We start from the raw sequence: 22,680 nt of genomic DNA, 5'->3' as shown, positions 1-22,680 counted from the left end.
CCATGTCACGCAACAGCATCCTCGTATCCGCCGCCTTCGTTGCCCTGCTGAACGCCGGTTGTGCCGTTCGCGCCAGCGAGCCGGGCCAGCTGGACGCCGCGGGGCTGCAGGTACAGGCTGCCAAGCCGTGGGACAAGGCCAGCCTGATGCACACGACCGTGGTTCTGGGCAGCTACCGCGGCGTGCCGGTGGTGGCCGAGCATCCCTGTTCGGACGTCTGTCCGCAGTACACGGTGCGGATCATCCACTACCAGCTGCCGGCGGATGCATCGTGCGCCAGCGTGGGCGGCGTGGAGAAACAGGTGCTGGTGCCGATCGCGATCGCGGTGCGGCCGAAGACGTTCTGCGTGCCCGAACCGCTGGTGGCTTCGGGAGCGTATTACGCGAAGTAGGCGACGCTCCTGCTCCCTCCCCCTGCAACGCAGGGGGAGGGTTGGAGAGGGGGTTCGCTTTTGATGTTTGATTCTGCGGGAAGAGCAACCCCACCCCAGCCCTCCCCTGCGTTGCAGGGGAGGGAGCAAGGCAGAGCTACTCGCCGGCGCCGTCTTTGGCGAATGCACCGGGCGCGGAACCGAAGTCGCCGTCCGCCTGGGCGGCCATGTACGAGAACGCAGCGTATACCGCCACGTTCTGGGCCAGTTCCTTCGGATCGATCTTGTCCAGAGTGTCGGCGGCGGTGTGGTGCCAGTCGAAATATTTGGTGCCGTCCTGGGTCAGCGACAGTGCGGCCATGCCCTTGCCGTGCATCTGCGACAGGTCCGAACCGCCGCCGCCGGGGCGCTTGGCGTCGTAGGCCACGCTGATCGGCGCCAGCACCTTGGCGATCTGTTCGATGGCGCCGCGCGCTTCGGGCTTGACGCTGGCGCTCATCCGCCAGACCTTGCCCGCGCCGAAGTCCGATTCGGTGCCGAGCTGGAATTTCGCCACTTCGTCCGCGTGCTTCTCGGCATAGGCGCGGCCGCCCCACAGGCCCATTTCCTCGTTGGCGAAGGCGATCACCCGGATGGTGCGATCAGGGCGCTGCGGCAGGTCGTGGATCAGCTTGCCGGCAGCCATCGCGATGGCCACGCCGGCGGCGTCGTCGATCGCGCCGGTACCCGGGTCCCACGAATCCAGATGGCCGCCGATCGCGACCACCTGGTCGGGATGCTTGGCGCCGGTGACCTCGCCGATCACGTTGGCGCCGGTGTATTCACCCTCGATGCCGCAGTCGAGGTCGAGCCTGACCGTCACCGGCTTGCCGTAGGCGAGCACGCGTGCGAGCTGGTCGGCGTCGGGGTTGGATATCGCGGCGGCGGGGATCGCCTTGGCCGGATCGCGGAAGCCGGTCACGCCGGTGTTCGGCGTGCGGCTGTGCGGGTCGGTGCCGGCGGTGCGCAGCAGGTAGCCGACGGCGCCCTTGGCCTGCGCCACCACCGGACCCTGGGTGCGGATCGGCGAACCGACGCCGTAGTCGTGGCCGTCCCGGTAGCGCTGCATGCGGTAGTCGACGAACACGATCCTGCCCTTGATCGTGGCCGGGTCGGCGGCCTTGAGCGCGTCGAGGCTGTCGAACTTCACCACCTGCGCGGTGAGCCCGCCCTTGGGCGTGCCCGGCGAATAGCCCAGCGCGGTCAGCACCATCGGCTGCGGGAACGGCGACACGATCGCGCCGTGTTCGCTGCGGCGCACCCACTTCGGGTAGGTGACCGCCTCGGTGTAGACCTTGTCGAAGCCCAGCGCCTTGAACTTGGCCACCGCCCAGTCCACGCCGCGCTGGTCGGCCTCGCTGCCGGCCAGGCGCGGGCCGACTTCGGTGGTCAGCGACGTGACGATGCGGTAGCCGGTGTCGTCGTGCATCGCCTTGTCGCGCAACTGTTCGGCCGTCTTTACGGCCGTGGCGGGAATCGTGGTGTTGGCGGCGCTGGCGATGCCGCTGGCCAGCAGCAGGCTGGCGGCGAGCAGGGTGAGGGGAAGACGGCGCATCGGGAGACTCCGCGGAGGAAACCCCGATTATGGCGCTCAGGTCAGGCGGCGCTTAGGCCAGAAGTCATGGGTGGGGAACGGGGAACAGGAACGGAGCAGCGCCGTAGGGCGGACATTGTCCGCCGCCCTTGCTTGGCCACGTCGGCAGGAGCCGGCGTGCAGTGCCCGCCCTACGAAGCTGGCCGTCCCCCGCTCTTCAACCCGGCCGGTTCTTCAACAGATCGCGGATCTCGGTCAGCAGCGCCACGTCGGCGGGTGGGGCGGCCGGCGCTTCTTCCTGCTTGCGGCTGAGCCGGTTGATCGCCTTGATCACCATGAAGATCGCGAACGCGATGATGATGAACTGGATCAGCGTGTTGATGAAGGCGCCATACTGGATCGCCACCTCGGCCACCTTGTGCGCCGGGTCGCTGGCGTCGGCCGGCTTGAGCACCCACTTGAGCTGGCTGAAGTCGATGCCACCGGTGAGCCAGCCGATCGGCGGCATGATGATCTGGTCGACCAGGGAGCTGACGATCTTGCCGAACGCGCCGCCGATGACCACGCCGACCGCCAGGTCGATGACGTTGCCGCGCATGGCAAAGGCCTTGAACTCGCTGAGCATGCTCATTGTCTGGTACTCCCTTGATTTGGCCGATTGGCCGGTCGAATGTAGCGCAACCTGCCGGGTTCAGGGGTTGCCGCCGATCACGCGATGCGCCCGTCGAGTGCTGCCACGCCGACCAGTTCGGCGTGAAAGCGGTCGCCCCGCTGCAGGGCGGCGACACCCGCGGGTGTGCCGGTGAAGATCAGGTCGCCTGGCTTCAGTTCGAACAGGGTGGACAGCGCCGCGATGATCTGCGGCACGCCGTGCACCATCTCGCCCAGCCGGGTCTGCTGGCGCAGCTCGCCGTTGACGGTAAGCCGCAGCACGCTGTCGTCGTCCAGTGCCGCCTCGTGCGCCGGGCGCAATGCGGACACCGGTGCGGAATGATCGAAGGCCTTGGCCACGTCCCACGGATGGCCCTTCGCCTTGGCCTGCGCCTGCAGGTCGCGGCGGGTCAGGTCCAGACCCACGCCATAGCCGAAGATCAGCGAGCCCGCCTGTTCCGGGGCGATGTCGCGGCCACCGGCGGCCAGCGCCACCACCATTTCCACTTCGTGGTGCAGCTCCGTCGTCATCGAGGGATACGGCACATCCGCACCGTCGCTGACCACCGCGTCGGCCGGCTTGCAGAAGAACATCGGGGCGGACTTGTCCACCACCGCGCCCATCTCGCGGGCGTGCTCGGCGTAGTTGCGGCCGATGCAGAACACGCGGCGGATCGGAAAGCGCTGGTCGCTGCCGATGATCGGCAGGCTGGGGACGGCGGGAGCGGCGATGGCGTAGGTCATGCGGCAAGCGTAGCAAAGGCGGCCCTGCCGGCGCAGGCTGCGGAGCAGGCGCGGGCGTCGGGCTGTCGATCCGCCACGGTCCCGTTCGTCGACAGACAGTGGGGCGGATGACAGCTGTCACGTCCGATGATTGATGCCGGCTCATGGCGACGCCCCGGCGTGTCGTTCAAGCTTTGTCTCATCGGAAACATGGCCTGGAACGCGGGAGTGGATGTGGACAACACCGAGCTGCTGAAGGAACTGCGCATCGAGCGCCATCAACGCGAGGAACACGGCGGTGGCGGCGTCCGCTGGCCGTGGATCGTGGCCGCCGGGCTGGCCCTGGTCGTGCTGCTCGGCGGTGCCGGCTGGTTCTGGCTGGGCCATCGCGCCGTGCCGGTGCAGACCGCGACGGCGGTGGCGGCCAGTGCGGACAGCGGCGCCGGCGCCGTGCTGCAGGCCACCGGTTACGTCACCGCCCGTCGCCAGGCCACCGTGTCCGCCCAGATCACCGGCACGCTGACCGCGGTGCTGATCGAGGAAGGCGACCACGTGAAGCAGGGCCAGGTGCTGGCGCGTCTGGACGACAGCGGCTACCGGGCCAACCTCGCCGCGGCCCGGGCCCAGGCCGACGCGGCGCATGCGCAGGTCGCCCAGTACCAGGCGCAACTGGCCCAGGGCGTGGCTGATGCGCGGCGGCTGCAGTCGCTGGTCGGTCGCGGGCTGGTCTCGAAGCAGAGTGCCGAGCAGGCGCAGACCCAGGTGGACAGCCTGCGTGCCCAGCTCGGCGCGCAGCGCCAGCAGGCCAAGTCCGCCGATGCGCAGGCCGCCGTGGCCCAGGTCAATTTCGACTACTGCGTGGTGCGCGCGCCGTTCAGCGGCGTGGTCACCACCAAGGACGCGCAGGTGGGCGAGATCATCTCGCCGCTGTCCGCCGGTGGCGGCTTCACCCGCACCGGCGTCGGCACCATCGTCGACATGAGTTCGCTGGAAGTGGACGTGGACGTCAACGAGGCCTATATCGGCCGGGTCAAGCCGGGCATGTCGGCCGAAGCCGTGCTGGATGCCTACCCGGACTGGAAGATTCCCGCCCGCGTGGTCGCCATCGTGCCCACCGCCGATCGTGGCAAGGCCACCATCAAGGTGCGCGTGGCGCTGGAACAGAAGGATGCACGCGTGGTTCCCGACATGGGCGTGCGGGTGTCCTTCCTGGAAGAGCGGCCGGATGCTGCCGCGCAGGTCCCGCAAGGCGTGCTGGTGCCGGCCACGGCGATCGTGCAGCGCAACGGCCGCAGCGTGGTGTTCGTGGTCGACGGCGGCGCAGTGCGCCAGCGCACCGTCAGTCCCGCGGCGCAGGCCCAGGGCGAGTTGCGCCTGCTGCCGGCCGCGGTGAAGCCGGGCGACAGCGTGGTGCTGGCCCCGCCCGCCGACCTGCACGACGGTTCGGCCGTCCAGACGAAAGCGGCCACGCCATGAGTCATGAACAGATGTCCTCTTGCGGCGGCCTCCGTCGCGACCGTCACGAAGCCTTCGGAGAAACAGCATGGGCACCCTGATCGATATCCAGAACCTGGCCAAGACCTATGAGCGCGGCAAGCAGAAGGTCGAGGTGTTGCACCACGTCAACCTGGCGATCGCCGAGGGCGACTTCCTGGCCCTGATGGGCCCGTCCGGTTCCGGCAAGACCACCTTGCTCAACCTGATCGGCGGGCTCGATACGCCAAGCGCGGGCAGCATCAGCGTGGGCGGCCAGCGCATCGATCAGCTCGGTGGCGGCGCGCTGGCGAAGTGGCGTGCGTCGAACGTGGGCTTCATCTTCCAGTTCTACAACCTGATGCCGATGCTGTCGGCGCAGCGCAATGTCGAACTGCCGCTGCTGCTGACCAAGCTGTCGGCGTCGCAGCGCCGGAAGAACGCGGCGATCGCGTTGCAACTGGTCGGCCTCGCCGATCGCGCCAGCCACAAGCCGAGCGAACTCTCCGGCGGCCAGCAGCAGCGCGTGGCGATCGCCCGCGCGATCGTCTCCGATCCCGAGCTGCTGGTCTGCGACGAGCCCACCGGCGACCTCGACCGCCAGTCCGCCGAAGACGTGCTCGGCCTGCTGCAGCAGCTCAACCGCGAGCATGGCAAGACCATCGTGATGGTCACCCATGATCCGAAGGCGGCCGAATACGCCAGCCATACGCTGCATCTGGACAAGGGCACGTTGGTCGAGCAGGGAGCGCTGGTGTGATGGGCTTGCGGCGAAGAGCGACCCCACCCCGGCCCTCCCCTGCGATGCAGGGGAGGGAGCGCAGCGGCTTTGCCCCTCCCCCTGCTTGCAGGGGGAGGTTGGGAGGGGGTAAGGCTTTTGACCTTGCGATCAAGAGCGACCCCACCCCAACCCTCCCCTGTAAACAGGGGAGGGGGCTTTACGCGCACTTCTCCGGCTTCCGCGTCGCCGTGCCGACGTGGCAGCACCGTGATCCGCAGAGGATTCCGTCATGAAATATCTCCACCTGATCTGGGCCGCGCTGTTCCGGCGCAAGACCCGCACCTTCCTCACCCTGGTCTCGATCATCGCCGCGTTCCTGCTGTTCGGCATGCTCGACGCGGTGCGCACCTCGTTCGACCAGGCGGGCAAGAGCGCCAATGGCGCCGAACGCCTGCAGACCGGCTCGAAGCTGTCCTTCATCCAGACCCTGCCGTCGTCGCTGGAGCTGCCGATCGGCAAGGTGCCCGGGGTCAAGGCGGTGGCCTATGCGAACTGGTTCGGCGGTGCCTACCAGGACCCGCACAACCAGATCTTCAGCTTCGCGGTGAGCCCGAACTACATCGACCTGTTCCCCGAGGTCGAGGTGCCGGCGGCGCAGCGCAAGGCGTTCGACGAGACCCGCACCGGCGTGCTGGTCGGCGAGGACCTCGCGGCGAAGTACCACTGGAAGGTCGGCGACAAGCTGCCGCTGCAGTCCACCATCTTCCCGACCCATGACGGCAGCAAGAACTGGTCGTTCGACATCGTGGGCATCCTGCATCCGAAGGACAAGAACGCCGGCGGCATGTTCAAGCAGCTGATCCTGCTGCATTGGAAATACTTCGACGACAGCACGCCCTACAACCGGGGCGCGGTGGGCTGGTACGTCAGCCGCGTCAGCGACGTGAACCAGGCCGATCGCGTGGCCAAGGCGATCGACGCGATCTCGGCCAACTCCGACCACGAGACCCGCACGCAGACCGAACAGGCCGCCGCGGCGAACTGGATCAAGCAGATGGCCGACATCGGCCTGATCGTCAGCTCGATCATGGGCGCGGTGTTCTTCACCCTGATGCTGCTGTCGGGCAACACCATGATGATGGCCGTGCGCGAACGGACGTCCGAACTGGCGGTGCTGAAGACGATCGGCTTCTCCAGCACCAGCGTGCTCGGCATGGTGCTGGCCGAATCCGTGCTGCTGTTGCTGATCGGCGGGGTGATCGGGCTGGGCATCGCCACCGCGCTGATTCCTGTGGTGGCGGCCGGCAGCGGGCTCGGCCTGCCGCCGGTCGGTGCGGGCAACTGGGTGCTCGGCATCGTGCTGATGGCCGCCATCGGCCTGGTGGTGGGAGTGATACCCGCGGTGCGCGCGATGCGCCTGAACATTGTCGATGCACTGGCCGGCCGCTGAGGAGATCACCATGAACAAGTTCGGAAATTTCATGATCGGCCTGGGCCTGGTCGTTGCGCTGGTGGTCACGCTGGGCATATGGGTGCGCCTGCCATGGCCGGCGGTGCTGGGGCTTGCCGTGCTGTTCGCACTGTGGATGGCGCTGACCCGACAGGGCCGCCAGGCATCCTCGGTCACGGCAGTCGGCGTCAGCACCTTGCGCCAGCGGCTGGGTTCCTCCTCGGTGATCGTGATCGGCATTGCCGGCGTGGTCGGCGTGCTGGTGGCCTTGCTGGCGATGGGCGAGGGCTACAGCGAAACGCTGCGCAAGACCGGCAGCACCGACACCGCCATCGTGATGCGCGGTGCCTCCGCGTCGGAAGTGATGTCGGTGCTGGAGCGCGACAACGTGGTGGTGATTCCGCAGGTCGCCGGCATCGCCCGCGACGCCCAGGACAAGCCGATCGCCTCGCCGGAGATCGTGGTCGCCGCGAACCTGCAGCTGAAGGGCGGCACCGAAGACGACGTCGGCAGCGTGCAACTGCGCGGCATCGGCGACGAGGCATGGACGGTGCGGCCGAACGTCAAGGTCGTCGCCGGGCGCAAGTTCAAGCCCGGCATGCATGAGCTGATGGTGGGGCAGGGCGCCCAGCGCGAATTCGCCGGCCTCGAGGTCGGCCACCAGGTGAAGCTGGGCAACCAGCTGTGGACCGTGGTCGGCCAGTTCGCCTCCGGCGATGCGCTGGATTCGGAGCTGTGGGCCGACGCCAACGTGGTCGCCGATGTCTATCGCCGCGGCGGCAGCCGCAACTCGGTGACGCTGAAGCTGGCCGACCCGAACGGCTTCGAAGCGTTCAAGGCCTCGCTCGAAGCCGACCCGCGCCTGAAGGTCGACGTCGACACCACCCTCGACTACTTCAGCAAGCAGTCCGAAGGCACCAGCAAGATGATCCAGGGCATCGGCATCACGGTCGGCGTGATCATGGCGATCGGTGCGATCTTCGGCGCGCTCAACTGCATGTTCGCCGCCGTCGCCGCCCGCGCCCGCGAAATCGCCACGCTGCGCGCGATCGGTTTCCGCGGCACGCCGGTGGTGGTGGCGATCATGCTGGAAACGATGCTGCTGGCGCTGATCGGCGGCCTGCTCGGCGGCGCCCTGGCGTGGCTGATCTTCAACGGCTACACCGCCTCCACGCTGGCCGCCGGTTCGGTGGGCAAGCTCAGCTTCGAGTTCAGCGTCACCCCGGCACTGCTGTGGAGCGGCCTGAAATGGGCGCTGGCGATCGGCTTCATCGGCGGCCTGTTCCCCGCCGTCCGCGCCGCGCGCTTGCCGGTGACCACCGCGCTACGCGAGCTGTAAACGCAAACCGCAGGAGCGCACCCTGTGCGCTCCTGCGGGTGTTTCAGGGCATCACCGGCGGCACATAGTCCAGCGTCATCCCGAGCAGCCACAGCATGCCCAGCACCAGCGGCACGTGCACCACCAGTTGCACGAAGGTGTAGCCGACTACGTCGCGGGCTTTCAGTCCCAGCACGCCGAGCAGCGGCAGCATCCAGAACGGGTTGATCAGGTTCGGCAGCGCCTCGGCCGCGTTGTAGACCTGCACCGCCCAGCCGAGATGCACGTGCAGGTCGTTTGCCGCCTGCATCACGTACGGCGCCTCGACCAGCCATTTGCCGCCACCCGATGGCACGAAGAAGCCGAGGATCGCCGAGTACGCGCCCATCACCGCAGGGAAGCTCTCGGTGCCGGCGATATGCACGAACAGGTTCGACAAGCGGTGCGCCAGCGTCGAGCCATCCGCACCGGGCACGTGGGTCAGCAGGGCGGCGATGCCGCCGTACAGCGGGAACTGGATCAGCACGCCGGCGGTGCTGGGCACCGCCCGATGCACCGCATCGAGAAAGCTGCGCGGGCGCCAGTGCAGCAGGATGCCCAGGGTCAGGAACAGGAAGTTGTAGGTGTTGAGGTTGGCGATCGCGCTTATCGCCGGCTTGCTGGCGAACTCGTGGCCGAGCCAGCCCAGTCCCAGCAGGCCGATCGCCAGCGACAGCAGCGGGCTGTATTCCAGCCATTCGCCTGGTCGCGTGCGCGGCGGCAGGGCCGGGGTCGAGGTTTCGCCGACGTCGAAGTCCTGCGCGGTGCGTGCGTTCGCGTCCGACGGCGCGGTGAACCAGCAGACCAGCAGCGACACCACGATCAGCACCGCGGTCAGCACGATCGACTGCCACAGGAAAATCGTCTGGCTGAAAGGCAGCACGCCGGTGATCGCCAGCAGGCCCGGCGGCATGCTGGCCGGGTTCGCCTGCAGTTGCGCGGCGGACGACGACAGCCCCATTGCCCAGATCGCACCCAGGCCCAGATACGCCGCCGCACCGGCCGCGCGGTAATCCATGCGCAGGTCGCTGCGCCGCGCCAGCGCGCGCACCAGCAGGCCGCCGAACACCAGTGAGAATCCCCAGCTCAGCAGCGACGCCAGCATGCTTACCAGGGCGATGTAGACGATCGCGCCGCGCCCCGTGCGTGGCGCCCGCGCCAGCACGTCGATGAAGCGCGCCACCACCGGCGCGGTGGCCAGCACGTAGCCGCCGATCACCACGAAGGCCATCTGCATGGTGAACGGGATCAGGCTCCAGAAGCCGTCGCCGAACGCGCCGACGGCGACGACGGGTGTCGCGCCAAAGGCCAGCGCCGCCAGCGCCACCAGCACCACGCCCAGCGCGGCAAACACCCACGCATCCGGAAACCAGCGCTCCGCCCACGCCGCACTGCGCAGCGCCACGCGCGCCATCCAGCCATCCCGTCCTGCATTCATGTCCAGCCCCCCCGCTTCAATAAAACCATGCAACGCCGCCCCGCGGCGTTACGTTCGCCCTTCCCCCTGCAAGGCAGGGGGAAGTTGGAAGGGGGTAAGCTTTTGCTCTGAGCTCGGAAGAAGAGCCCCCCTCAACCGAAGTCCTCCCCACGGTTGCCCAACACCATCAACGCTTCTGTTTCGCCAGCGTGATCACCACCAGGCCGCCCAGGATCACCGCCATGCCCAGCAGATCGTACGGTCCCAACTGCTCGCCGGCCAGCAGGATGCCCAGCAGCACGGCGACCGGCGGATTCACGTAGGCATAGCTGGTGGCCAGCGCGGGACGTGCGTGCTTGAGCACGTACAGGTAGGCGCTGAACGCCACGATCGAACCGAACACCGCCAGATAGATCAGGGCCAGCGTGGCATGCATCGTGGGATGCGCCGGCAGGCGTTCGCCGCTGAGGAAGCCGAACAGCAGCAGCGCGACGCTGGCGGTCAGCATCTGCGCGGCGGTATTCATCGGGCCTTGCGGCATGTCGCGTCGACGGCTCCAGGCCGAACCGAACGCCCAGCACATCGCCGCCACCAGCAGCGCGATCGCGCCGAGCCGCGAGCCGGACAGGCTGCTGCCCAGGTTCAGCACGATCACGCCGACGAAGCCGATCACCAGGCCGACGCTCTCGCGCCGGTTCGGCCACTGTCCGTACATGCCGGTGAACAGCGCGGCGAACAGCGGCATGCTGGCCACCGCCACCGCGGCGATGCCTGAGCTGACGCGCTCCTCGGCAAAGCACACCAGGCCATTGCCCATGCCGAGCAACAGCAGTCCGGTGAACGTGGCGTTGCGCCATTGCAGCGGCGTCGGCGCCGCCATGCCGCGCCAGCGCAGGAAGCCATACAGCGCCACGCCGGCTCCCAGGAAGCGGATGCCCGCCAGCAGGAATGGCGGATAGCTTTCCAGCGCGAACCGGATGCCCAGGTAGGTCGAACCCCAGATCACGTACAGCGCCAGCAGCGACAGCGGAATCAGGACGCGGGGATCAGTCAGGCTGCGCGGCCTTGTGGCCGCGGCGGAGGCAGAGGTGTCGTGCATGGGGGCGGATCGTGTGGGGACGGCGCATTATCCATCCCTGCGCCGGCTTGTGCCCCTGCCGGACGACTCAGTGCGCGACGGGGCGACCCTGGCGGATCACCACGAACTCGCCTTCCAGCACAGCCGGCTGGCCATTGCCAGATGACGCCGTCCGCTGCACCGGCGAACGCCCCTGCTTCCACTGGCGCACGGCCAGCAGCACGATGCCGCCGACCAGCAGCACACCAGCCACCACCAGCCCGAACACCAGCAGCACACCCAGCACGGCCACGCCCAGCACCAGCGAGAGAGCGCGCGCCAGCGGATGGCGGGGACGACGAAGAGGAGGCAGGGAGAAGCGCATGTGTTAAAAATCCGTATGGTAAAATCAACGACTTACGCGACCACCATGGGGCCATCCGCCCCCCGAGGCAAGTGCCGATGGATATATCCACCCCCGCCGAATTGTCGCAACCGCCGGCACTGTGCCGGCTCGACGACATCCCCGACGGCGGCGCCACCGCGGTGGACGCCAGCCTGGCCGACGGCGAGGAAAGCCTGATCCTGCTGCGCCGTGGCGAGCAGGTGCATGGCTATCTCAACGTCTGTCCCCACGCCGGCCGTCGCCTCGACTACGCCCCCGGCAAATTCCTGCTGAAGAACGACACCCTGATCTGCGCCGTGCACGGCGCCACCTTCAACCAGGGCGATGGCTTGTGCATCGCCGGGCCCTGCCGGGGCGAGCACCTGCGCACGGTGGCGGTGCAGGTGGAAGAGGGTGAGGTGAGGCTGGCGTAGCAGTCGGCCGGAAGAGCGACCCCACCCCAGCCCTCCCCTGCGCGCAGGGGAGGGAGCAAGGCGGCTACTCGGTGATCTTCTGCAGGTTGTACTGCAGGTCGTCGCTGTCGCGGTCGCTGGTCAGGTCGTACAGGTTGTAGCGTTTGGCCAGGCGGGCGCCGCCGTCGCGCAGCAGGGGCTGCCACAGGATGTTGGCGCTGCTGGTGTGCGAGCTGGGCAGCATCAGGTCGAACGGGATCGACAGGTAGATGCCCTTGTCGAAGCTGCCTTCGCCGAACTGTTTCGCCGAGACATTGGTGAACGTGGCATACGCACCCATGCGCACGCCGTTGTGGAACTGGCGCGACACGTCGATGGTGGCGCCGCGGTCGCCGGCCAGGTAGCGGCCGTAGCTGAGCGCCAGGGTGACGTCCTTGTAGCCCAGGTCGAAGTAGCCGGTCACGTGGCCGGTGGCGACGTGGTAGCGGCGGAACGAGAAGTCCTGGTCGAAGCCGCGCTGCTTCACCCAGTTGGCATCGACGCCGATCGCCCAGCGCTCGCCCATCGGCCGGTACAGCACTTCGCCGCCCACGCCGCCGTACATGCTCTCCAGCATGCCGCCGTATAGAAGGCCATACAGATCGGTGCCCAGGCGACGGCTGGCGGTCAGCTGGAACACCGGCATGGTCAGCCGCGAGCTGGTCAGGTACTCGCGCACGTAGGTACGCACGCGGGGCAGGTTGCTGGGTGCGTCGTACTTGAAGTGGTCGTAGTTGTTCAGCAGGTTCGCGCTGAAGTTGCCGCTCCACCACAGGTTCGGAGTGAAGTGGAAGTTCGCGTCGTAATTCGCGTACACCTGGTACAGGATGAAGGCATCGGGGCCGCCCAGCGACTGCGCGTAACCCACCGCCAGGCTGCCGCTGAACTTCTTCGGCGCGGCACGGTACAGCACGTCCTCGCGTTGTGGCAATGGCGGGTTCTGCTCGACGCTGCGGCGGAAGTCTTGCAGGTCGATGTCGTAGTTGAGCAGTTCGTCGAAGCGCTGCCGATGCACGCTGGTCGCCACGATCGGCAGGCCTTCGCGGGTGGACACCACGGTGTACCAGTCGGTGCCCGGCGCCAGCTGGTTGTCCAGCACGCGAGCGGTGCGACCCAGCGCCTTGGCCGGATAGAAATAGCGCTGCTGTTCGCCGGTCACCACCACTTCGCGGCCACGACGGCTGATCTTCGACACCTCGATGCCGGCGTTGTCGCGCAGCTGCTTGCTCACCGCCGTCCAGTCGACCTGCTGCGGGGTCTGCGTGGGCGGCTTGTCGGCGCGCTCGGGCAGGGGCGGATCGAGCAGCTTGGTGGGGCCGCTGCTCCGGGCGAGGTTCGTGTGCAAGGTGAAGCCGAACATCGCCACGCGACCGCGCTCCAGCGCCAGGCTGAAGTCGACATTGCGGTTCAGCCGGTAGACCGCGCCGATATTGATCGGCGTGCGTTGCGGTTGGTTGTTGCCCTGCGGCTCGTGCTTGTAGTCGTTGCCTTCGTATTCCAGCTTCAGGATCAGCGGCTGCCATGGTGTCTGGTAGCTGATGCCGCCGAACAACGCGGCGCGCCCCCGAAAATAATCGTGGCTGTTGAACTGGCCGCCGGGATTGTTGCCGCGACCGGGACGCGTATCGAAACGGTCGCTGATCAGCGAGAACGGGTTGCGGACATCGCCGCGATTGCCCATGTAACCCCAGGCCATGCCCAGGCTGGCATCGATCGGCCCGAAGCGCTTGCTGGCCACCACGTATTCGCTGGAGAACAGGCCGGTGCCGCCCAGGTCGCGAATGCCCACCGACACGGCGGGCAGATAGTGGCTTTCACGCCACAACCGCACCTTGGCGTCGATCGACTTGTCCTTGAGGCTCTGGTTGCCGCTCAGGCTTGACGGCCCATACAAACGATTGCTGATGCTGATGTAGCGAAAGCTGCCTTCCAGCCACGGCAGCGGCTGCAAGGTGAAGTTGTAGCGGGTATATGGCGACGTGCGGCTGGCGGTGAAGCCCACCTCGCCTTCGTCGGCCATGCGCGCGGTGGGCGTCTGCAGCAGGCCGGCGCCGCCCCAATCGCTCTGGGTCGGCGCGTTCTGCGCATGCACCGAACAGGTCAGCAACCAGCCGGCCAGCGGCAGCAGGCAGGTGCAGTGACGGCGGATGTGCTGGAGGGTGTTCAAGCCTGTGAGGTCCGTGGCGTGGTGCGGTGGTGCGATGTGCCTGATGCGATGGGCTGGGGCAGGCGGGCAAGGAGATCAAGAGCGACCCCACCCCAACCCTCCCCTGCAAACAGGGGAGGGGGCACAAGCAGCGGCGCGCTCCGGCTCTTCTCCCTCCCCTGCTTGCGACCGAAGGAAGTCCCTATCGGACAGGGGAGGGTTGGGGTGGGGTGTTCTTCGCGAACTACCGTCATCACGGTGACCTCTCCGGCCCCGGCAACACCTGCGTCGCCAGGAACGCGGCGATGTCGCTGTTCATCGTGGCGTCCACCTTGCGGGTGGCGCTTTCGCGCAGGGGTACGTAGATCACCGCGCCCGGCGCCAGTGCCTGTGCCTCGCTGCGATTCCACAGGGCCACACCCTGCACGAACACCCGGCCGTCCGGCTCGATCACGTAGATGCTGTCGCGATCCGCGGCATCGCCGAGCGGGCATGCGCCCAGGTACAGCCGCGCATCCTGCAATGGCACCAGCGGCAGGGTGCACGCCTGCTGCACGGCGCCGACCACCCGGATGCCCTCGGGACGCAGCGGATAGAACAGCTCGTCGCCGGGGGCCAGCAGGTGATTCTCCGGTGCATTCACTTCCACCGCGCGCGGATCGAGCAGCGCCGGCGACTCGCGTCCGGTCACCGGCAGCGCGCCGATCCAGCTGCGCATCGCCGCGCTGCTCGCGGCCAATGCCTGGTCGTCGCCTGCCAGCGCCCGCTGCTGCAGGCTGGCCAGGTCGAACAGCACGCCGGCTTTCAGGCGCTGCTGGGTGGCCAGCAAGCCTGGCCGCAACCAGGCCGCGCCTTTCATGTAAGCCTGCGGCAGCGGCTGCGCGGCAATGGCGGCGTCGCTGAGGCGGGCAGGACCGTTCAATTCCGTGTGACCCGGGTGCGCCACGGCGCCGCTCAACTGGACCTGTACCGCCGCGGCCGTCGTCGACCAGGCCAGCATCAGTGTCACGAAGCATGCGCGGTTCATGGCTGCGGCTCACGGTAGGGGCGCAGTTGCACCAGTTGCAGACTCAGGCCGGGCGCCACCTGCTGGTCGCTCTTCCAGATGAAACCGTCGCGCGGGTCCACCCAGTAGTGGTTGGTGACGCGGTAATGCAGCGAGGGCACGTCGAGCTGCTCGTCCACCCGCAGCAGGTCGTGGGTCTGATCGAGGATGCTGACCTGCTCGCGACCCGCCGGCGTCAGCGTGGCGTCGACCGGCACGCCGTAGCGATAGCCCGGCGACCAGTCCTTGCCCATGCGGTAGCTGACCGGCCCGCTGAGCGTCTGCAGGCCGCGCGCGAACGGATCGTCGGCAGGCAACTGCACGCCGTCCAGATTCTGTCCCAGTCCAGTGGTCTGCACCACGCGGCCGTGCTCGATGAACACCACCACGCCGTGGTTGCCGTACCACGCCTGGCGTCCGCCATCGACGTTGCCCAGGATCAGCACCGCGCTGCCTTCCGGGCTGCTCGCCTGCAACTGGAAGTACGGCTTGGCCGCCACCTCGGCCGCGGTCGGCTGTACCTGCGGCCGGCCCTTCACCGCAAGTCGCATCGCCTTGATCGAGGAGCGCGACAGCTCGCTGCAACCATGCAGGCCGAGCAGCAGCGGCCAGGCCAGCAGCAACAGCCAGGGCAGCGTGCGCGCGACGGCGGGCCGCGCCGTCGACGCCGTGGTGCGTTCGCTGTTCGTCAACTCGTGTGCTGGCAAACCGGTGCTCCCCATTCATAGGGCGGGCAATGCCCGCCGCGCGTGCCATGGCGATGTATTGGAAAGGCGGGCATTGCCCGCCCTACGCATTCATGCGGGGTGCGCTCAGAAATCCTTGTTCGCGTTGGCCGCCGAATTGATCAGGCCCGAGAACGGCAGCAACTGGCTGAAGAAGCGGTTCCAGCGGGTCACGCCGGCCGGTCCCACGAACACCACGTCGCCCGGCTTCACCATGAACTGGTCGGCCAACGCGAAGGCCGCCGGCGAGCGCGCGTCAAGGCTGAATACCTTCGACGGCGCCTGCTCCAGATCCTTGACGCCACGGATCACATACACCGCCTTGCCCTTGGCGCTGAGCGGGTTGAGACCGCCCGCGCGTCCCAGCGCCTGGGTCAGGCTGAGGTCGGAAGTCTTGAAGTTGATCGCCATCGGCCTGACCACTTCGCCCACCACATACACTTCCTGGCGGTCGTTGTACGGCAGGAACAGGCGATCGCCCGGCTTCAGGTAGATGTCCTGCGCCAGGTTGCCACCGTTGTTCAGTGCATCCAGATCCAGGTGGTAATCCTGACCGTCGCGGGTCAACACCAGACCGGAAAGATTGGCCTGCTCGGTATTGATGGTGGCCGTGCCCAGCGCCTGGGCCAGGGTCAGTGGCACCGCCGTGACGGGCTGGGGATCGGTCTTGACGAAGGCGCCCTGCAGCAGCACGCGCTGGCTGCCATAACCGACGACGCTGACGTCGACCTGCGGCTTCTCCACGTAAGCGGCCAGCTTCTGGCTGATCGCCTCGCGAAGTTGCTCTATCGTCATGCCGGTCACTTTCAAGGTGCCGACGTACGGGTAGAACAAGGTGCCGTCGGAACGAACCAGACGGCCATTCGCCACCGTGGCCTGCTGCGGGCCGGCCGGAGAGGTCAGTTCCGGGTGTTCCCACACCGTGATGAACAGGCTGTCGCCTGCTCCGATCCGGTATGACTCCGGCTGATACGCCAGCAAGGCTGCGGGCACGGCCGTGGCCTGGGCGCTGGCGCGATCCATGGCGATCAGCTTCGGCGTGATCGGGACCAGTTCGACCTGGCTGTTGTCGACCGTGTCGCCGCGGGAGAGTTCGCTGGTCGACATGTGCTGGCCGGGCGCAAGCGCGCAGCCGTTCAGCAGGGCGACGCAGGCAACAAGGATGAGGGCAGGTGATGTTTTCACGATGGAAGAGGACTCAGGGCGACAGAGGGAACGACAGACACGACAAACGTGCCGAACGAAGTCGGCACGTTTGTCGTGATCAGCCACAGGATATCAGTGGGTACCGGTGGTACCAGGCACCGGATGCGAGTCGTCGCGAGCGACGCCCGCTACCACGCCTGCCGTTGCCACCACCGCGATGGTCACCGCGATCACCTGGCCAGCGGTGATGCCGCCCGTGGAGGCGACACTGGCGGCGTTGGCGCCTGCCACCGTGGGCTGGGCCGGCGGGTTCTGGGCGCTGTCCGATTGCGGCTGCGCCGCCACTGCCAGGCCGGAAGCCATCAGTCCAGCGGTCAGAAGTGCGGGAAGAATCATTTTCATGTGTTGCTCCTTGTGACCGGTGTTCGGGAAAAAACAGCGCCGCCAGTATAACCAGCGGCAGTGAAGGAACCATGTACGCGGAGGCTGGTGTAGTGAAGGTGAAGGCTGATAGGGCAGCAGCGCAGAGCAGGAGCACCCCACCCCGGCCCTCCCCTGCCGAGGCAGGGGAGGGAGGAAGAGCCGCTCGCAGGAGGAATGGACAAGCCCAAGGAAGGGCTCGGCCGACTTGATGCGTGTCAATGCGTGCCGGTGGTGCCGGTCGTTCCCGTGGTTCCGGTAGTCCCCGTGCCTCCGGTACCCGGGACATGCCCGTGGTTGTCGTCGTTGCCTGCTCCGGCGGCGACGGCAACGACGGCCACCACGGCGATGCCGGCAGCGATGGCCTGGCCCGTCGTGATGCCTCCGGTGGAGGCGGACCCGGCAGCGGCGGCGCCGGCGACGGCCGGATTTGGCGAAGGGTTCTGGTTCTGGGCCGACGGCATCGGTTCTGCGGCCTGGGCCATTCCCGCGGCCAACAGGCCAGCGGCCAAAAGACTTGCAAGCATGGTTTTCATGGGCAATCCCACGGCACCGGGATTCCACCTGTCACCCGACCTTACCAAAGCAAGGTTAAGGAAAGATGTACGGCAAGAGCGCATCGCCGCCCCTTCGGCCTGGAAGCTCAGGCGCACAAAAAAGCCGCGCCAGAACTGGCGCGGCTTTCGAGGTAATGCATTCGCTCAGTTCGTACCGGTGGTGCCGGTCGGCGGCGGCGTGCTGGTCTTGTGGTCGTTGCCGCCGCTGGAGGCAGCCACGATGGCGCCAGCGACAACCACGCCGCCGATCACGTAGAACGGCGTCATTTCGCCCAGCGACTGCGTCGTGGCGGTCTTCGCGCCAGCAACTGCGGGCGCCGGCGGAGCCGGCGGGGTAGCAGGCTGCTGCGGATCAGCGGACTGGGCCAGCGCGGAACCCATCAGGCCCGTCGCCAGAAGAGCAACGATCATCTTCTTCATGAATATTTCCCCTGGAGGCATGGCGTCAAGCGGACGTGAATTCCGCGCTTGCCGAGTATACCCACAATTCCGCAGGGGTACATACATGAACCAGTCAGGCTAGGGCCGCCAAGCTGGCCGGGCTTCGGTTATCATGCCGGGCTGGTCGGGAAACGTGCGTGCGTCGCGGTTGTGAAGATGTCTTCGCGGAACGTTGCGCGATACCGCCAGCAGCTCCAGGGGGGGAGTGACCACAAATCCACAGGAGCGCGGGACGCCGGGTGCTACGGGCGAGCCTGCCAGGCAATCGAGGAGTCATCGAGTTGTTCAAACGGATCTTGACCGTCTGTATTGGCAACATCTGCCGCAGCCCCACCGCCGAATATCTGTTGCGCGAGCGCCTGGTTTCGAAGGACATCGAAGTGAGCAGTGCCGGTTTGCACGCCATGACCGGCTACCCGATGGATGCCACCGCGATGCAGGTGATGGCTGAGCACGGCGTCGACGGCGCTGCCCATCGCGCACGTCAGCTGACGCCGGCCATGCTGCGCGAAGCCGACCTGGTACTGGGCATGGAGAAAAGCCACGTCGACGCGATGGTGCGGCTGGCTCCGGAAGCCAGCGGCAAGATCTTCGTACTGGACAAATGGGTGCAGGCACGTGACATCCCCGACCCGTACCGCCAGCAACGCCCTGCGTTTGATCACGTACACGATTTGATCACACAAGGTATTGATAGCTGGCTGCGCTACCTGTAACCCACCTTATATATAACGACTAGGAAAGCTCCTGCATGGCCGCTACGCAAACCCCGTCGTCCAGCGACGACGAAATCGATCTGGGCGAACTGCTCGGCACCCTGATCGACCACAAGTGGCTGATCATCATCGTCACCGGTGTGTTCTTCGTGGTCAGCGTGGCCTATGCACTGCTGGCCACGCCGATCTACCAGGCCAACGCCATCGTGCAGGTCGAGCAGAAGGTACCCAGCCTGCCGGGCCTCAGCGATCTCACCCAGACGCTGGGCGCTTCCAGCTCCGAAGCCACCACCGAAATCGCGCTGATCACCTCGCGCACAGTGATCGGCGGCGCCGCCGACAACCTGCACCTGGCGATCAGCGTCACGCCGCGCCACTTCCCGCTGTTCGGCAATTTCGTTGCCCGGCGTTATTCACCGGCGCAGCCCGGTGCCGTGGCCCCGCCCAAGTTCGGCATGAACAGTTACGACTGGGGCGGCGCCGCGCTGGACATTTTCCAGCTCGACGTTCCCGCCAGCCTGCGAGGCAAGACGCTTACCCTGGTCGCCGGCAACAACGGCGCCTTCAGCCTGCGCGATGACGACGACAACGTGCTGCTCAACGGCCAGGTTGGCAAGCCTGCCAGTGGCCACGGGGTAACCATCCAGGTAAAGGCGTTGGCTGCCAACCCGGGAACCTGCTTCGACGTGGTGCGCCAAAGTGACCTGGCCGTGATCACCAAGCTTCAGCAGGACGTCAACGCCAGCGAGCAGGGCAAGGACTCGGGCATTCTTGCCCTGACCTACAACAATGCGGATCCGCAATTGGCCGCCGACCTGCTCGACCAGGTCAGCGAGATCTACGTGAAGCAGAACGTGGACCGCAACTCCGCCGAAGCAGCCAACAGCCTGAAGTTCGTCAAGGAACAGCTGCCCAACGTGCGTCGCGACCTGGAAAAGGCGACCGCTGCGCTGAATGCGTTCCAGACCCAGGCCCATTCGGTCGACATCACCATGCAGACCAAGGGCCTGCTGGACCAGACCGTCGCAATCGAAACCAGCATCCAGCAATTGCAGATGCAGCAGGCCGACATCGAGCGCCGTTTCACGCCCGAACATCCGGCGTACAAGGCGCTGATGCAGCAGATCGGCCAGCTGCAGGCGCAGAAGAACGCGATGGAAAAGCAGGTCGGCGAATTGCCCGACACCCAGCAGGAATTGCTGCGGCTGACCCGTGACGTGCAGGTCAGCAATGAAACTTATACCAGCCTGCTCAACCAGGCGCAGCAGCTCGACATCGCCCGGGCCGGCACCGTGGGCAACGTGCGCATCATCGACAAGGCCGCGGTGGATACCAGCCGGCCGGTAAAGCCCAAGAAGGCCATTATCGTGCTCGGCGGCACCTTCCTGGGCGGCTTCCTGGCGGTGGCCTTCATCTTCCTGCGTCAGATGCTGAATCGCGGCGTGGAAGATCCCGCCGCCATCGAACACTTGGGCTTGCCGGTCTATGCCTCGATCCCGTTGAGCGAGCAGGAAATCGCCATCTCGGTGAAGGATGTGCACCATCACGGCAGCAACGGCAAGCAACACCTGCTGGCTGTCAGGGCTCCGGCCGATCTTGCCACCGAAGCGCTGCGCAGCCTGCGCACCAGCCTGCACTTCGCTAGGCTGGAGGCGAAGAACAATCTGCTGATGATCTCCGGTTCCAGCCCCAACGCGGGCAAGACCTTCGTCTCGGCCAACCTGGCTGCGGTGATCGCGCAGGCCGGCCAGAAGGTGTTGCTGATCGACGCCGACATGCGCAAGGGCGGCCAGCACAAGGTGATGGGCGGCAAGCCCGAAAATGGCCTGTCCGAATTGATCACCGGCCAGCTTGAATTGCCCGCCGCCATTCGCAAGGTCGACGGTGTCGAAGGCCTGCACTTCATCGCCCGCGGCAAGGTGCCGCCGAACCCGTCGGAACTGCTGATGCACGCGCACTTCACCGCGCTGCTCAACAAGCTGATGCCGCTGTATGACCTGATCATCATCGACACCCCGCCCATCCTGGCCGTGACCGATGCCGCCGTGATCGGCCACCACGCCGGCACCAGCCTGCTGGTGGTGCGCTTCGGCCTGAACCAGGTCCGCGAAATCGCCCTGGCCAAGCAGCGCTTCCAGCAGAACGGCGTCGAGATCAAGGGCGCCATCTTCAACGCCGTGGAACGCCGCGCCGCCGGCTACTACTCCTACGGCTACTACGAATACAAAGCCGCGAAATAAGGCGGCGCTTCGCCTCCTCCCCTGCCCGCAGGGGAGGATCGAGGTGGGGTCGCTTTTTGCCCTTGCCTCTCGCTCCATTTCCAACAAGCCGCCGAAAGCCACTTCGCCCATTCCTCCAGCAACACCCCATCGCGCCACCCGTTCCCAAGCAACGCTCAAAACCGCCCAGCATCGCCCCTGCAACACGAAAACCCCATAATCAGCGGTTGAGCCAGCGCCAATGGCTCCCCCTGTCGCCTGGTCCCAACGGGCAGGCTCATTCCAATACATCCACCGGAAGCCCTATGCACTCACTGGACAATACGAAGATCGCCATCATTGGTCTCGGCTACGTCGGCCTGCCGCTGGCTGTGGAATTCGGCAAGCACTTCGATACCGTGGGTTTCGATATCCACGTGGCACGCATCGAGCAGCTGCGCGCCGGCGTTGATCACACCCAGGAAACCTCGGCCGAGGAACTCGCCGCATCCCGCCGCCTCGCCTATACCGACGACCTGCAGGCGTTGTGCGATTGCAACGTGTTCGTCGTCTCCGTGCCGACCCCGGTCGACGAGCACAAGCGCCCGGATTTCACCCCGCTGATCAAGGCCAGCGAGTCGATCGGCAAGGTGCTGAAGCGTGACGATGTGGTGATCTACGAGTCCACTGTCTACCCCGGCGCCACCGAGGAAATCTGCGTGCCCGAGCTGGAGCGCGTCTCCGGCCTGAAATTCAACGTCGACTTCACCGTGGGTTACAGCCCCGAGCGCATCAACCCGGGCGACAAACAGCGCCGGCTGGTCAATATCCCCAAGATCACTTCCGGCTCCACGCCGGAGACAGCCGACTATGTCGATGCGCTGTATCGCACCATCATCCTCGCCGGCACGCACAAGGCACCCAGCCTGAAAGTGGCCGAGGCGGCCAAGGTGATCGAGAACACCCAGCGCGACGCCAACATCGCGCTGATCAACGAATTCGCCCTGATCTTCCACCGCCTAGGCATCGACACCCAGGACGTGCTGGCCGCGGCGGGCACCAAGTGGAACTTCCTGCCGTTCCAGCCGGGCCTGGTGGGCGGCCACTGCATCGGCGTGGATCCGTATTACCTGATCCAGAAGGCCCAAGCCGTGGGCTACTACCCCGACATCCTGCTTGCCTGTCGCCGCATCAACGATGGCATGGGTCAGCACGTGGCCAGCGAGGTGGTGAAGCTGATGATCGGCAAGGGCCACGCCATCAAGGACAGTCGCGTGCTGGTGCTGGGGCTTACCTTCAAGGAAAACTGCCCTGATCTGCGCAATACGCGCGTGGTGGACTTGGTGAAGGAATTCGAAAGCTACGGTGCCGTGGTGGATATTTACGATCCTTGGGCTGACGCCGCCGAGGCGAAAGCGGAATACGGCCTGACTTTGTTGGCGAATGCGCCCACACCCGGAATGTACGACGCGGTGGTTCTTGCCGTTGCGCACGATGAATTCAAGGCGACCGGCAGTCAGGGTGTGCGTGCTTGGGCCAACGGTCGCGCGGTGTTGTACGACATCAAGGGCGTATTGCCAAAAGGCGAAGTCGAAGGGCGGCTTTGACGAACCATTCGGCACACGAGCAAACCAATCTCAACGTAATTAGGCAAAT

The 22,680-nt window shown here is 66.5% G+C and carries 22 protein-coding genes; 9 read left to right on the top strand and 13 right to left on the bottom strand.

Annotation, left to right across the window (positions count from 1 at the left end):
* The first annotated feature begins 2 nt into the window (after positions 1–2).
* Complete coding sequence (locus AC3A56_RS06105; protein ID WP_487769701.1) at positions 3–392, top strand: hypothetical protein; 390 nt, start codon at positions 3–5, stop codon at positions 390–392.
* 136 nt (positions 393–528) lie between these two features.
* On the opposite strand, the gene AC3A56_RS06100 is transcribed toward AC3A56_RS06105, so the two are convergent.
* The 3 genes from AC3A56_RS06100 to AC3A56_RS06090 all read right to left on the bottom strand — a co-directional run bounded on the left by AC3A56_RS06100 (position 529) and on the right by AC3A56_RS06090 (position 3,339).
* Entirely contained in the window at positions 529–1,965 is a 1,437-nt protein-coding gene (locus tag AC3A56_RS06100; protein WP_487769700.1) for a M20/M25/M40 family metallo-hydrolase, read from the bottom strand.
* 196 nt (positions 1,966–2,161) lie between these two features.
* Entirely contained in the window at positions 2,162–2,575 is a 414-nt protein-coding gene (gene mscL, locus AC3A56_RS06095) for a large-conductance mechanosensitive channel protein MscL (protein WP_204110543.1), read from the bottom strand.
* A gap of 77 nt (positions 2,576–2,652) precedes the next feature.
* A complete protein-coding gene (locus AC3A56_RS06090) occupies positions 2,653–3,339 on the bottom strand; it encodes a fumarylacetoacetate hydrolase family protein (RefSeq protein ID WP_487769699.1) in 687 nt (228 codons plus the stop codon).
* A gap of 189 nt (positions 3,340–3,528) precedes the next feature.
* On the opposite strand from AC3A56_RS06090, the gene AC3A56_RS06085 reads away from it, so the two are divergent.
* The 4 genes from AC3A56_RS06085 (at position 3,529) to AC3A56_RS06070 (ending at position 8,301) form a co-directional block, all read left to right on the top strand.
* Positions 3,529–4,794 carry an efflux RND transporter periplasmic adaptor subunit gene (locus AC3A56_RS06085; RefSeq protein ID WP_487769698.1) on the top strand — a complete coding sequence of 422 codons (1,266 nt, stop codon included), beginning with the start codon at positions 3,529–3,531 and terminating at the stop codon, positions 4,792–4,794.
* A gap of 67 nt (positions 4,795–4,861) precedes the next feature.
* Complete coding sequence (locus AC3A56_RS06080; RefSeq protein ID WP_204110546.1) at positions 4,862–5,551, top strand: ABC transporter ATP-binding protein; 690 nt, start codon at positions 4,862–4,864, stop codon at positions 5,549–5,551.
* A 250-nt stretch (positions 5,552–5,801) separates the two neighbouring features.
* Positions 5,802–6,962: an ABC transporter permease gene (locus AC3A56_RS06075; protein WP_487769697.1), complete on the top strand. Its 1,161-nt coding sequence runs from the start codon at positions 5,802–5,804 to the stop codon at positions 6,960–6,962.
* 10 nt (positions 6,963–6,972) lie between these two features.
* Positions 6,973–8,301, top strand: a complete 1,329-nt coding sequence (locus AC3A56_RS06070; RefSeq protein ID WP_487769696.1) for an ABC transporter permease — start codon at positions 6,973–6,975, stop codon at positions 8,299–8,301.
* A 43-nt stretch (positions 8,302–8,344) separates the two neighbouring features.
* On the opposite strand, the gene AC3A56_RS06065 is transcribed toward AC3A56_RS06070, so the two are convergent.
* From AC3A56_RS06065 to AC3A56_RS06055, 3 genes are all read right to left on the bottom strand, one after another.
* The gene (locus AC3A56_RS06065; protein ID WP_487770026.1) at positions 8,345–9,733 is read right to left on the bottom strand and encodes a short-chain fatty acid transporter; all 1,389 of its coding nucleotides are present in this window, start codon (positions 9,731–9,733) and stop codon (positions 8,345–8,347) included.
* A gap of 190 nt (positions 9,734–9,923) precedes the next feature.
* Complete coding sequence (yedA, locus tag AC3A56_RS06060) at positions 9,924–10,835, bottom strand: drug/metabolite exporter YedA (RefSeq protein ID WP_487769695.1); 912 nt, start codon at positions 10,833–10,835, stop codon at positions 9,924–9,926.
* A gap of 67 nt (positions 10,836–10,902) precedes the next feature.
* The gene (locus AC3A56_RS06055; RefSeq protein WP_204110550.1) at positions 10,903–11,178 is read right to left on the bottom strand and encodes a hypothetical protein; all 276 of its coding nucleotides are present in this window, start codon (positions 11,176–11,178) and stop codon (positions 10,903–10,905) included.
* 77 nt (positions 11,179–11,255) lie between these two features.
* Between AC3A56_RS06055 and AC3A56_RS06050 the strand changes: the two genes are divergently transcribed.
* On the top strand, positions 11,256–11,612 hold the full coding sequence (locus AC3A56_RS06050) for a Rieske (2Fe-2S) protein (protein WP_487769694.1): 357 nt from the start codon (positions 11,256–11,258) through the stop codon (positions 11,610–11,612).
* A gap of 64 nt (positions 11,613–11,676) precedes the next feature.
* Here the strand turns inward: AC3A56_RS06050 and AC3A56_RS06045 are convergent, their stop codons facing one another.
* From AC3A56_RS06045 to AC3A56_RS06015, 7 genes are all read right to left on the bottom strand, one after another.
* Positions 11,677–13,797 (bottom strand): YjbH domain-containing protein, encoded by a 2,121-nt coding sequence (locus AC3A56_RS06045; RefSeq protein ID WP_487769693.1) that lies wholly within the window; start codon positions 13,795–13,797, stop codon positions 11,677–11,679.
* Positions 13,798–14,029: 232 nt separating this feature from the next.
* Complete coding sequence (locus tag AC3A56_RS06040; protein ID WP_487769692.1) at positions 14,030–14,803, bottom strand: capsule biosynthesis GfcC family protein; 774 nt, start codon at positions 14,801–14,803, stop codon at positions 14,030–14,032.
* Positions 14,800–15,513, bottom strand: a complete 714-nt coding sequence (locus AC3A56_RS06035; protein WP_487769691.1) for a YjbF family lipoprotein — start codon at positions 15,511–15,513, stop codon at positions 14,800–14,802. The genes AC3A56_RS06040 and AC3A56_RS06035 overlap by 4 nt, the downstream gene beginning before the upstream one ends.
* Before the next feature lie 120 nt (positions 15,514–15,633).
* Positions 15,634–16,653, bottom strand: a complete 1,020-nt coding sequence (locus tag AC3A56_RS06030) for a polysaccharide biosynthesis/export family protein (protein ID WP_487769690.1) — start codon at positions 16,651–16,653, stop codon at positions 15,634–15,636.
* 171 nt (positions 16,654–16,824) lie between these two features.
* Entirely contained in the window at positions 16,825–17,094 is a 270-nt protein-coding gene (locus AC3A56_RS06025) for a hypothetical protein (protein WP_487769689.1), read from the bottom strand.
* A 236-nt stretch (positions 17,095–17,330) separates the two neighbouring features.
* Positions 17,331–17,648: a hypothetical protein gene (locus tag AC3A56_RS06020; RefSeq protein ID WP_487769688.1), complete on the bottom strand. Its 318-nt coding sequence runs from the start codon at positions 17,646–17,648 to the stop codon at positions 17,331–17,333.
* Between the two features lie 165 nt (positions 17,649–17,813).
* Positions 17,814–18,089, bottom strand: coding sequence for a hypothetical protein (locus tag AC3A56_RS06015; protein ID WP_487769687.1), 276 nt, complete (start codon positions 18,087–18,089; stop codon positions 17,814–17,816).
* Between the two features lie 302 nt (positions 18,090–18,391).
* Here AC3A56_RS06015 and AC3A56_RS06010 point away from each other — a divergent pair, with 302 nt between their 5' ends.
* The 3 genes from AC3A56_RS06010 to tviB all read left to right on the top strand — a co-directional run bounded on the left by AC3A56_RS06010 (position 18,392) and on the right by tviB (position 22,631).
* Positions 18,392–18,826 carry a low molecular weight protein-tyrosine-phosphatase gene (locus tag AC3A56_RS06010; RefSeq protein WP_487769686.1) on the top strand — a complete coding sequence of 145 codons (435 nt, stop codon included), beginning with the start codon at positions 18,392–18,394 and terminating at the stop codon, positions 18,824–18,826.
* 35 nt (positions 18,827–18,861) lie between these two features.
* A complete protein-coding gene (locus AC3A56_RS06005) occupies positions 18,862–21,066 on the top strand; it encodes a polysaccharide biosynthesis tyrosine autokinase (protein ID WP_487769685.1) in 2,205 nt (734 codons plus the stop codon).
* Positions 21,067–21,350: 284 nt separating this feature from the next.
* Positions 21,351–22,631 carry a Vi polysaccharide biosynthesis UDP-N-acetylglucosamine C-6 dehydrogenase TviB gene (gene tviB, locus AC3A56_RS06000; RefSeq protein ID WP_487769684.1) on the top strand — a complete coding sequence of 427 codons (1,281 nt, stop codon included), beginning with the start codon at positions 21,351–21,353 and terminating at the stop codon, positions 22,629–22,631.
* The last annotated feature ends 49 nt before the right edge of the window (positions 22,632–22,680 follow it).

Source organism: Rhodanobacter sp. Soil_C_14 (genome assembly GCF_057657335.1).
Note: the sequence above shows the minus strand (reverse complement) of the source record. Positions and strands in the feature narration are given on the sequence as shown.

Excerpts from the sequence above, each read along its gene's own strand:
- AC3A56_RS06105 (WP_487769701.1), top strand. The coding sequence starts at position 3 with ATGTCACGCAACAGCATCCTCGTATCCGCCGCCTTCGTTGCCCTGCTG.
- AC3A56_RS06100 (WP_487769700.1), bottom strand. The coding sequence starts at position 1,965 with ATGCGCCGTCTTCCCCTCACCCTGCTCGCCGCCAGCCTGCTGCTGGCC.
- mscL (WP_204110543.1), bottom strand. The coding sequence starts at position 2,575 with ATGAGCATGCTCAGCGAGTTCAAGGCCTTTGCCATGCGCGGCAACGTC.
- AC3A56_RS06090 (WP_487769699.1), bottom strand. The coding sequence starts at position 3,339 with ATGACCTACGCCATCGCCGCTCCCGCCGTCCCCAGCCTGCCGATCATC.
- AC3A56_RS06085 (WP_487769698.1), top strand. The coding sequence starts at position 3,529 with ATGGCCTGGAACGCGGGAGTGGATGTGGACAACACCGAGCTGCTGAAG.
- AC3A56_RS06080 (WP_204110546.1), top strand. The coding sequence starts at position 4,862 with ATGGGCACCCTGATCGATATCCAGAACCTGGCCAAGACCTATGAGCGC.
- AC3A56_RS06075 (WP_487769697.1), top strand. The coding sequence starts at position 5,802 with ATGAAATATCTCCACCTGATCTGGGCCGCGCTGTTCCGGCGCAAGACC.
- AC3A56_RS06070 (WP_487769696.1), top strand. The coding sequence starts at position 6,973 with ATGAACAAGTTCGGAAATTTCATGATCGGCCTGGGCCTGGTCGTTGCG.
- AC3A56_RS06065 (WP_487770026.1), bottom strand. The coding sequence starts at position 9,733 with ATGGCGCGCGTGGCGCTGCGCAGTGCGGCGTGGGCGGAGCGCTGGTTT.
- yedA (WP_487769695.1), bottom strand. The coding sequence starts at position 10,835 with ATGCACGACACCTCTGCCTCCGCCGCGGCCACAAGGCCGCGCAGCCTG.
- AC3A56_RS06055 (WP_204110550.1), bottom strand. The coding sequence starts at position 11,178 with ATGCGCTTCTCCCTGCCTCCTCTTCGTCGTCCCCGCCATCCGCTGGCG.
- AC3A56_RS06050 (WP_487769694.1), top strand. The coding sequence starts at position 11,256 with ATGGATATATCCACCCCCGCCGAATTGTCGCAACCGCCGGCACTGTGC.
- AC3A56_RS06040 (WP_487769692.1), bottom strand. The coding sequence starts at position 14,803 with ATGAACCGCGCATGCTTCGTGACACTGATGCTGGCCTGGTCGACGACG.
- AC3A56_RS06030 (WP_487769690.1), bottom strand. The coding sequence starts at position 16,653 with ATGTCGACCAGCGAACTCTCCCGCGGCGACACGGTCGACAACAGCCAG.
- AC3A56_RS06025 (WP_487769689.1), bottom strand. The coding sequence starts at position 17,094 with ATGAAAATGATTCTTCCCGCACTTCTGACCGCTGGACTGATGGCTTCC.
- AC3A56_RS06020 (WP_487769688.1), bottom strand. The coding sequence starts at position 17,648 with ATGAAAACCATGCTTGCAAGTCTTTTGGCCGCTGGCCTGTTGGCCGCG.
- AC3A56_RS06015 (WP_487769687.1), bottom strand. The coding sequence starts at position 18,089 with ATGAAGAAGATGATCGTTGCTCTTCTGGCGACGGGCCTGATGGGTTCC.
- AC3A56_RS06005 (WP_487769685.1), top strand. The coding sequence starts at position 18,862 with ATGGCCGCTACGCAAACCCCGTCGTCCAGCGACGACGAAATCGATCTG.
- tviB (WP_487769684.1), top strand. The coding sequence starts at position 21,351 with ATGCACTCACTGGACAATACGAAGATCGCCATCATTGGTCTCGGCTAC.